We start from the raw sequence: 8,420 nt of genomic DNA on the forward strand, positions 1-8,420 counted from the left end.
TTTGCGACAAAACCGAGCAAACTGTTTACTGTTTGGAACGGGCAACAGGAGAGATTAAATTTAGCGTTTTAACTCCCTTTGAAAATCCTTCTGGTTTGGCTTTTCACAAAAATTCAGAGACGGGAGAAGAGGTTCTCTACGTGGCTTATGCGGGGGAGGAACTTTACATTCGAGATGACCCGAATTCCGAAGATCCTTTTCAGTTGACGAAGCGCGATCGCACTTTTATTCACCCTTTATCTTTTCACTACAATGAGGCAGAATGCTACGCTTTGTCAAACGGTTTTTTGATAGAAATGTCCTATGTGGAAGAACTGTCTCCTCTGGACGAGGTAGAAATCGACAATTTGGAGTGGCGGATTGCTTTACCTTCGGAAACTCACCGGCAAAAGGTGAGGAAAATTACGCCGGTGGGGATGCCTTTTACTGAGGAAATTGTGGAAGGGGAACGGGTGGCGGTGTTTAAGTTCGATCGCTTGATGAAGGGGGAACGGCGAATTTTTGGCTGGAAGGCTTTGTTGGAAGTGCGATCGATTAAGTATCAGTTGTCGCCTCAAGATGTGGAAAAAATTCCAAAACTGTCGCCGGAGTTTGAAGCTAAGTATTTGGTGGATAATGATAATTTGGCGATGGATACGGAGATTGTGCGATCGGCTGCTGTGGCATCCATTGGCACAGAAACTAATATTCTGAGACAGTTACTTAGCATTCGTAATTTTGTTTACGACCAACTTTCCTACGGAATCAGGCCTCACATCGACACACCCGATATTGTACTGCGGCGCGGCATCGGTTCTTGCGGCGAGTACGTAGGGTTGCTGTTGGCTTTGGCAAGGTTGAACCGGATTGCTTGCCGCACGATCGGGCGTTACAAGTGTCCGGCTTTTGCTGACAGAAAAGGTGTGCCGCTGGAACCGGATTTCAATCATGTTTGGCTGGAGTTTTACATTCCCGGCTTTGGCTGGGTGCCGATGGAATCTAATCCAGATGACATTCAAGACAGAGGCCCTTATCCTTTGCGGTTTTTTATGGGGTTGGCTTGGTACCACGTAGAAATTGGCAAGGGAATTCGGTTTCAAAGCCTCAGCAGCGGGGGTGTTCCTTTGAAGAAGGAGGATGTTTCCGTGGGGACTTTGGCAATTAATCATGTCCGGTTTACAATTTTGGAAGAGTTGATGTAAGGTTTGCGGTTCCGAATGCAAGTCCTCTAAGTTTGATGAAGACTGGCATTCGGAACGATCGAACTAATTTTATTGCGGTTGTGCGATCGCACATAATCTCAAGTATAAGGCAAGCAGGAGGGGTTGTGGAATTTTCTATTGCTAATTTTCTGGTTTTGATGGCCTTTGTACTGCTGGTGACTGTTACTGGCGGGGTAGCTTATTTGACGGCGGTTGAGTGGCGCGATCGCCGGCGGTTAGATAAAGCTAAACGGAAAAAATAGTAGCACTTGGCTGTTGACAAAGTACATTGTTTGTGCTTAAGAATAAGGCGACCCAACCAGGTCGCCTTATTCTTTGAGTGGAAGTATTTTGGCTGCAGATGAGATCGAGTTTGGTAATATCAAATCCCGTTGTAAGCTGTTGCTCATATAGATTGTGTATGGCGATTGAGGGTTCGATGGGTATCGGATTTGACGATTTTTGATTGCGATCAAAATATACAATGTTTATTTGCACAACAGCTTATCAGAACGATAACTAATAGGTAGCAAGATCGAATGAACCGCGAAGGCGAAGCCGAACGCTAAGGAAGAGAAATCAGAAGATGTACGTCCTTCCTTGGCGCTATCAGCGTCTTCGCGGTTTAATCGTTCCGATGCTACCGGATTTGATATCGCGGGGGGACGCGGCCGCCACAACAAAAACAGCAGAACAAACACAGGAAAAACAGGGAATTTGGGAGTTGTGATTTTAAGTCCACTGTCGGAAAAATGTATTTTCTTGCCAAGCAGCGGCGGTGCGTTTTTCAATTGCTGCCATTTCTACTTTGCTCAAAGGTTTGAAGGCTTGGGCAACTTTCAAGTTTTCTTCTAATTGCTTTACTGAGTCGGCGGCGATGACGCAGCAGTGGACGCCGGGGAGTGAAAGCGTGTAGCCCATTGCTTGGTGCATTCCATCTAAAACACCGTTCTGAAATAACTTGCCGTAAGCTGGTATTTTCATGGCAATTACGCCAATGTTTTTGGCTGCGGCGACTGGTAAAGCGTTGGCTGTAAATGAGCGCGGGTGGTGTTTTTCGGCGGCGTTGAGGGAGATTAATGTTGTGTCAAAAGGATAGCGCTGCAAGCCTGCGGCAATGATAGCAGGTTCGTGGTGTCCGGTGATGCCGGAAAAACGAATTATTTTTTGTTGTTTGGCTTCTTCGATCGCCTTTATTGCTCCTTTGGTACTGAAAATTTGGTCTAATTCTGTTGTGAATGAAACGTGGTGGAGTTGCCACAAATCTAGGCGATCGGTTTTCAATCTTTTGAGCGATCTTTCTAAGTCTCTCCAAGCGCCGTCTCTGTCTCTGGCGGCGGTTTTTGTGGCTAAGAACAGGCGCGATCGATATTTTGGCAAAACTTTGCCTAAATTTTCTTCGCTGGGCCCGTAGTCGGCCGCCGTGTCAAAATAGCGAATGCCGAGTTCGATCGCGCGTTCAATTTGCGCCGCCGCTTCTGCTTCTCTTCCCGGCTGCGACAGCGGTGTTTGTCCTGCCCCTCCCAAACCAAAAATCGGCAATTTCACGCCAGTTTTGCCTAAAAGCCGTTCAGGCATTTTGACTGTGGCGGCCGCTTGATTGTTGGGTGCGGCTGCGGTTTCCCGATCCTGTCGGTCGATCGCGTTAGCCGCTGCAATGCCCCCGGCAACAGCTATACTGCTGAATATAAAATTGCGGCGAGTTTTTTTACTTGTCATGATTTCCGTCTCGTCAGAATGTTTGACTTGAGATTAACCAGAAAATTAAATGAAGTCATCAGTCATTAGTCAGTAGTCAGTAGTCAGTAGGGGCGGTGCCTGTGAGTGCCCGCCCTCTCACTCAGTCAACAGTCAACAGCCAACAGTCAACAGTCAACAGCCAACACTTAACAATGCCCGATGCCCTTGTCAATTATCCATCCGCGAATCAGTTCGTTAATCTGTTCGGGTACTTCGTCGTGGGGACAGTGACCGGCTTTGATAAAGTGTTCTGTCAACTGCGGATAGTGTTGGCGAAATTTGGCGCTTCTGTCTGCAGAATTCATCCACGGATCGCCTTCTCCCCACAGCATCAGCAGCGGAGAGGTTAATTGACTCAGCAATAGGTCGATTTTTTCGCCTTGGGGTGTTCGGAATACGGAGGCGAATACTTTGGGGGCACCGGGATCGCAGGAGGGAAGGTAAATTTCTTCTACTAATTGGTCTGTGACGGCGCTTTGGTCGAGATACACTTTTTCTAGGGTTTTCCGAATTGTCGATCGCTGGCGCGCGTACTGGAACAGCAGAAAACTTGCCCAATCTTGCTGGAATAAGGTTTTAGCTACGGTAGATATGGCTTTTTGCAAGGGCGGGGCTTCGGGTGCGGGCTGGGGTTCGCTGAAGGGGCCGGCGCTGTTGATTAAGATCAGTCCGGCGGCTGATTCGGGACGCTGGGCTGCTACGCACAAGGCGGCGTAGCCTCCGAGGGAGTTGCCGGCGAGGACGGCGGGCCGGCCGATGACGCTGGTGATGAAGTCGTGGAGTTGGTCGCGCCAGAGGTCGCCGCTGTACTGGATTTCGGGTTTTGCCGATCGCCCGAATCCCAAAAGGTCGATCGCCCAGACTTCAAAGTCTTTGCTCAGGCCGCTGATATTTTTGCGCCAATGGTCTGTGGATGCTCCAAAACCGTGAATTAACAGCAGGGGAGGGCGTTCGGGATGCCGATCGCCGGATCGGACGTAGTAGACTGAATGGCCCCGCCACTGCCAGTAAGTGCCGGGAATGGGGGCTGCGGTGACGGTTGGGGTGGTTTGCATAATGTAAAGAAATAATTATTTACTTTAACTATTGTATCGCCACGTTCAGATTTATAAAGTTCGGTAAACGCGCCGGGGTGTCGCCAGCAAAGGATTTGTCAATTTGGGCCGGTTGGGCGATCGCGAGTTCTTGACTCATGTAAAATAAGTTTTGTAACAAATATTGATTTGGTCAAGGTCGCAGCAGTGCCGGCTTTGCGTGCCGATCGGCATTTGGGCAATATATCTGGTTTTGGCGGCAACACACCTAGGTATGATAATTGTGCTGTTTGGCGGCCAGAGATCGATCGGGGCGATCGGCCCGAATCAGGGGTGGCGAGAGCTGGTTCCGATCCGCTGGGCATCTAGGGATCGATCCTTGAATAGATATTTCCGATTGTTTACAGGTGGGGATCGTTTGGTACAGCGACTTGTGACAGTCCGGGAGATGTAGGGGCGATCGCCCCGGAGTTCGCTTCATCCGACATCAAAAATCTGGTGGTAGCTGAAACTTATAAGTAAAATTACTGATAGTTGCCGGCCTTCGTTTCTGAGAATCGCAGAATATTTTGTGACGTTGTTGGCTTTTCTTAAATGCCTAAATACTCTAAGATAGAAATAGAGTGGCGCAGCTCAATTAATTAGCATTTTGAATACTGGGGAGCCAACTTATGCAGGGTGTGAAGTTCATCCACCTGAAAGTTAGGGAGTTTTCTGAGTGATTGCTATTTCGACACGTCCGACCGGACGCAATTGGATTACGATTAGCTTCGCTTCAACCCTATACCTTTGTCCTGTTTTGGATCTGCTCCTAGCAGAGGTTCCGGAGCGCTGGCAAGCGGAATTGCGGTTGGGGCTTCAAGAAGCTTTGGTAAATGCTGCTAAGCATGGAAATAAATTAGACCCCGGCAAAACAGTTGGAGTCCGTTTTTCGATCGTCCAGAACCAATATTGGTGGGTGATATCGGATGAAGGTTCTGGCTTTAAGGCCCCTTGCGGTTGCAACCTTTATACCGATAATTGCGACAGTCTCGTAGCAGAGGATGTTGCAGATAATTCTGACATCCCCCATGTCGAACAAGAATGCGGTAGGGGGCTGTTTATTCTTTACCAAATATTCGATCGGGTAGAGTGGAATTCTCAAGGTACAGAGTTACGGCTGTGCAAAGAAGTTTCCAGTCGCTACCGGCTGCCTCGCTTTCGCTAAAAATGATATTTAGCAGCAGTTTTTACCTCAGCTTAACTGGCAAATTTTTTCGTTTCCCCGCTGAATCAGGGATGGAAAATTTGGAGTATCTGACCATTGATAGTAAATGGTAATGCAAAAAGCGAGTTTTGTGTGAGAAAAGTATAAATCTTTTTTAGCCCGCAATCGCGCAGCTCGATCGAGCTGCGCGATCGTCTGATTTTTTAGCAACAAATCCGCTGTTCACCTCAACACTCAGCGACTCACAATTATTTGCCGTGGGTGGGACAGGGAGGAGCAGAGATCGATCGATCCAGCCATCCTGCAGCTTGTTGTAAGCGCGGGAGAGCTTCTTCTGGCTGTTTTTTGAGCAAAAAGACCAAAGCGGCCGCGGCTTGCTCGCCCGCGCGCGCGGAACGGTTGGCTTTGAGGCGGTGCCAATCTTTTTCGGAGATGGCGAGGCGCGCTGCTAGAGCTTGAGCTAGTTCTACCGTGCTAAGCTCGTTGAGGTTGACAGTTTGGGTTGTTTGTGCAGTTTCAAGCATAATTGGCAATTATAGGGATTTGGCTGCTGTTTCTGAATTTTTTAAATAAGATACTGCACATAATAATAACAATTTAATTGGAAATCGGTTTTTTTATTCTTGTCAGGTTTGCAGATCGAAATGCCTCAACAGCCGTCAGAGTTAAATCAAAAAGAGCCAGAAAACGAGTTTGTGCAGGCGATCGCAGCAGTGGAGCGATCGCTCGCAGCAGTCAAAGAGCGTTACACTCAAATTCAGGTCGATCGACAGCGCCAAGACGAACTCGGCCACCGGCGCGAAGATGTGCTCCAGTCTCTGCGCCAAAATCCACTGCGGCAACTCAAGCAAGAATTGCGGGAAATTGAGCAAGAATTGGAAACGATCGAGTTAAATTTAGAAAGCAGTCTGTTTTCTTGGGGAAGCATAAAACAACCTTTTTGGCAAGCAGTTCGCTTTGGGGGACTCGGCATTTTACTGGGTTGGATTTTGAAATCCTATGTCGGTTGAATTATGTTGGGATTTATGATTTTTTTTACCGCAGAGGGCGCAGAGGGCGCAGAGGAAGAGAAAAGAGAGAATTCTGGTGCAAAATATTAAATAAACAGGAGTGGATATTATGACAAGTCAACGAATTGCAGCAATTTTGCGCGGTGGCGAACCGGGGGAAACTGTCACTGTTCAAGGTTGGGTTCGTACTAAGCGCGAATTGAAAGAATTTGCTTTTGTGGAAGTTAACGACGGTTCGGCGATGGCTAATTTGCAGGTAGTCATCAATGCTGATTTGCCGGATTTTGAAAATATACTCAAACAACTTAATACAGGTGCATCTTTAGAGGTGTCGGGAGTGCTGGTAGCGTCACCGGCGAAAGGACAGCGAATTGAGTTAAAAGCCTCGCAAGTACAAGTTTACGGCGAAGCAGACCCGCAAACTTATCCGCTGCAAAAAAAGCGCCATTCATTGGAATTTTTGCGGACAATCGCCCATTTGCGGCCGCGCACAAACACCCACGGCGCTGTGTTTCGAGTCCGCAATGCTTGTTCGGCGGCGGTACATCAATTTTTTCAGGAACGCGGATTTTTGTGGGTTCACACTCCGATTCTTGCTGCTAGCGACTGCGAAGGTGCGGGGGAAATGTTCGCCGTTACCAACTTTGATTTAAAGAATGTGCCGCGCACGGATTCGCAAGAGGTTGATTATGCGAAGGACTTTTTTGGAAAGCGCGCTTATTTAACAGTTAGCGGCCAGTTGGAAGCGGAAGTTATGGCGATGGCTTTCGGCAATGTTTACACTTTTGGCCCGACTTTTCGAGCGGAAAATTCTAATACTTCGCGACATTTGGCTGAGTTTTGGATGATTGAACCGGAAATGGCTTTCTGCGATTTGCAGGGTGATATGGATTTGGCTGAGGCGTTTTTAAAGTACATCTTTAAGTACGTTTTGGAACATTGCCCGGAGGATATGGAGTTTTTCAACGAGCGGATTGATAAGACGGTTTTGGCTGCGGCTGAAAATATTATTAACAATCAGTTTGAGCGGATTACTTACACTGAGGCGATCGCACTTTTGGAAAAAGCCGACAAAAAGTTTGATTTTCCGGTAAGCTGGGGTTTAGATTTGCAGTCGGAACACGAGCGCTATTTGGCTGAGGATTTGTTTAAGAAGCCGACGATTGTCAGCGATTATCCGGTCGGGATTAAAGCATTTTATATGCGTTTAAATGAAGACGAGAAAACCGTGCGAGCAATGGATGTTTTGGCTCCAAATATTGGGGAAATTATCGGCGGTTCGCAGCGGGAAGAACGGCTGGATGTGTTGGAGCGGCGCATGGAAGCGCAGGGGATGAATAAGGAGGAGTTGTGGTGGTATTTGGATTTGCGCCGCTACGGTACTGTGCCTCACGCTGGCTTTGGTTTGGGGTTTGAGAGGTTGGTGCAATTCATGACGGGAATGGGGAATATTCGGGATGTAATTCCGTTTCCGAGAGCGCCTTTGACTATTGATTTTTAGTTGCAGACGGCGGTTGAAACCGCACCTACAAAAACAAAGTCCGCCTCCGCGGACTGAAGACAATAACATAATCTTCACAGCGCGTTCTTTAACCCGCGGAGGCGGGTTTGGTTTGTATAGACGCGGTTTCAACCGCCCGGTCTTCTTTTCCCATCTAAAATCTCAAATCTCAAATGGTATGAGTTAATGGTTCTTCAAATCTCATCAAGTTCCACAACACCAACTGTCACTTGGGAAGCCTTACCAGCCGACTTTGTTTTACCGGACGATCCTGTGGAAAATATTCAACAACCGCCGCTTGCTGCCGCTCTCACCGATGCTCTGGGAGCCGCTGGAGGCATTGAACAGATCGCCCTGATTGGTTCCAATTTTGGACTGGTAGCGACTGTAAATAAGCAGATTGTAGTCAAAGCACCGGATTGGTTTTTCGTGCCGCAAGTGCATCCAGTTGCTGAGGGGACGATTCGCCGGAGTTACACGCCGAATCTGGAGGGTGCGCCGGTATCGGTGGTGATGGAGTTTTTGTCTAATGAAGATTACAGCGAATTGTCCGTGCGATCGACTCCTCCCTACGGCAAGCTCTACTTCTACGAACAGATTTTGCAAGTGCCCACCTATGTGACTTACGACCCCTACGAGCCCAAGCTGGAAGTGCGGTATTTGCTCAATGGAGCCTATGAAACGCAGGCTGCTGATGCTGACGGGCGGGTGCGGATTCCAGAGTTGGATTTGTGGCTGGGGATTTGG

At 48.1% G+C, this 8,420-nt stretch carries 11 protein-coding genes; 8 read left to right on the top strand and 3 right to left on the bottom strand.

Annotated features, from left to right (window positions below; translation table 11 throughout):
- From WBA89_RS02590 to WBA89_RS02600, 3 genes are all read left to right on the top strand, one after another.
- On the top strand, positions 1 to 1,181 hold a 1,181-nt coding region (locus tag WBA89_RS02590), incomplete at its 5' end, for a transglutaminase-like domain-containing protein (protein ID WP_424403801.1).
- Between the two features lie 35 nt (positions 1,182 to 1,216).
- A complete protein-coding gene (locus WBA89_RS02595) occupies positions 1,217 to 1,444 on the top strand; it encodes a hypothetical protein (RefSeq protein WP_424403803.1) in 228 nt (75 codons plus the stop codon).
- Positions 1,445 to 1,767: 323 nt separating this feature from the next.
- Positions 1,768 to 1,911 carry a hypothetical protein gene (locus tag WBA89_RS02600; protein WP_424403805.1) on the top strand — a complete coding sequence of 48 codons (144 nt, stop codon included), beginning with the start codon at positions 1,768 to 1,770 and terminating at the stop codon, positions 1,909 to 1,911.
- Between the two features lie 2 nt (positions 1,912 to 1,913).
- Here the strand turns inward: WBA89_RS02600 and WBA89_RS02605 are convergent, their stop codons facing one another.
- Both WBA89_RS02605 and WBA89_RS02610 read right to left on the bottom strand, forming a co-directional pair.
- Positions 1,914 to 2,900, bottom strand: coding sequence for an aldo/keto reductase (locus tag WBA89_RS02605; RefSeq protein ID WP_424403807.1), 987 nt, complete (start codon positions 2,898 to 2,900; stop codon positions 1,914 to 1,916).
- Between the two features lie 167 nt (positions 2,901 to 3,067).
- Positions 3,068 to 3,976, bottom strand: a complete 909-nt coding sequence (locus WBA89_RS02610; protein ID WP_424403809.1) for an alpha/beta fold hydrolase — start codon at positions 3,974 to 3,976, stop codon at positions 3,068 to 3,070.
- Between the two features lie 168 nt (positions 3,977 to 4,144).
- Here WBA89_RS02610 and WBA89_RS02615 point away from each other — a divergent pair, with 168 nt between their 5' ends.
- Entirely contained in the window at positions 4,145 to 4,324 is a 180-nt protein-coding gene (locus tag WBA89_RS02615; protein WP_424403811.1) for a hypothetical protein, read from the top strand.
- Positions 4,325 to 4,673: 349 nt separating this feature from the next.
- Positions 4,674 to 5,162, top strand: a complete 489-nt coding sequence (locus tag WBA89_RS02620) for an ATP-binding protein (RefSeq protein ID WP_424403813.1) — start codon at positions 4,674 to 4,676, stop codon at positions 5,160 to 5,162.
- A gap of 248 nt (positions 5,163 to 5,410) precedes the next feature.
- Here WBA89_RS02620 and WBA89_RS02625 read toward each other — a convergent pair whose 3' ends face one another.
- The gene (locus WBA89_RS02625; protein ID WP_194010122.1) at positions 5,411 to 5,686 is read right to left on the bottom strand and encodes a DUF6439 family protein; all 276 of its coding nucleotides are present in this window, start codon (positions 5,684 to 5,686) and stop codon (positions 5,411 to 5,413) included.
- Between the two features lie 120 nt (positions 5,687 to 5,806).
- Here WBA89_RS02625 and WBA89_RS02630 point away from each other — a divergent pair, with 120 nt between their 5' ends.
- From WBA89_RS02630 to WBA89_RS02640, 3 genes are all read left to right on the top strand, one after another.
- Positions 5,807 to 6,172: a DUF2203 domain-containing protein gene (locus tag WBA89_RS02630; RefSeq protein ID WP_424403815.1), complete on the top strand. Its 366-nt coding sequence runs from the start codon at positions 5,807 to 5,809 to the stop codon at positions 6,170 to 6,172.
- Positions 6,173 to 6,281: 109 nt separating this feature from the next.
- Positions 6,282 to 7,673: an asparagine--tRNA ligase gene (gene asnS, locus WBA89_RS02635; RefSeq protein WP_424403817.1), complete on the top strand. Its 1,392-nt coding sequence runs from the start codon at positions 6,282 to 6,284 to the stop codon at positions 7,671 to 7,673.
- Between the two features lie 186 nt (positions 7,674 to 7,859).
- Positions 7,860 to 8,420 (top strand): Uma2 family endonuclease (locus tag WBA89_RS02640; RefSeq protein ID WP_424403819.1); only part of this gene is annotated, 561 nt, incomplete at its 3' end.

Origin of the sequence: Microcoleus sp., assembly GCF_049646505.1 — a bacterium.
In the GTDB taxonomy this organism is placed as follows: Bacteria; Cyanobacteriota; Cyanobacteriia; order Cyanobacteriales; family Microcoleaceae; genus Microcoleus.

Coding starts and splice junctions, on each gene's coding strand:
- WBA89_RS02605 (WP_424403807.1), bottom strand. CDS start 2,900: ATGACAAGTAAAAAAACTCGCCGCAATTTTATATTCAGCAGTATAGCT.
- WBA89_RS02600 (WP_424403805.1), top strand. CDS start 1,768: ATGTACGTCCTTCCTTGGCGCTATCAGCGTCTTCGCGGTTTAATCGTT.
- asnS (WP_424403817.1), top strand. CDS start 6,282: ATGACAAGTCAACGAATTGCAGCAATTTTGCGCGGTGGCGAACCGGGG.
- WBA89_RS02625 (WP_194010122.1), bottom strand. CDS start 5,686: ATGCTTGAAACTGCACAAACAACCCAAACTGTCAACCTCAACGAGCTT.
- WBA89_RS02610 (WP_424403809.1), bottom strand. CDS start 3,976: ATGCAAACCACCCCAACCGTCACCGCAGCCCCCATTCCCGGCACTTAC.
- WBA89_RS02595 (WP_424403803.1), top strand. CDS start 1,217: ATGAAGACTGGCATTCGGAACGATCGAACTAATTTTATTGCGGTTGTG.
- WBA89_RS02630 (WP_424403815.1), top strand. CDS start 5,807: ATGCCTCAACAGCCGTCAGAGTTAAATCAAAAAGAGCCAGAAAACGAG.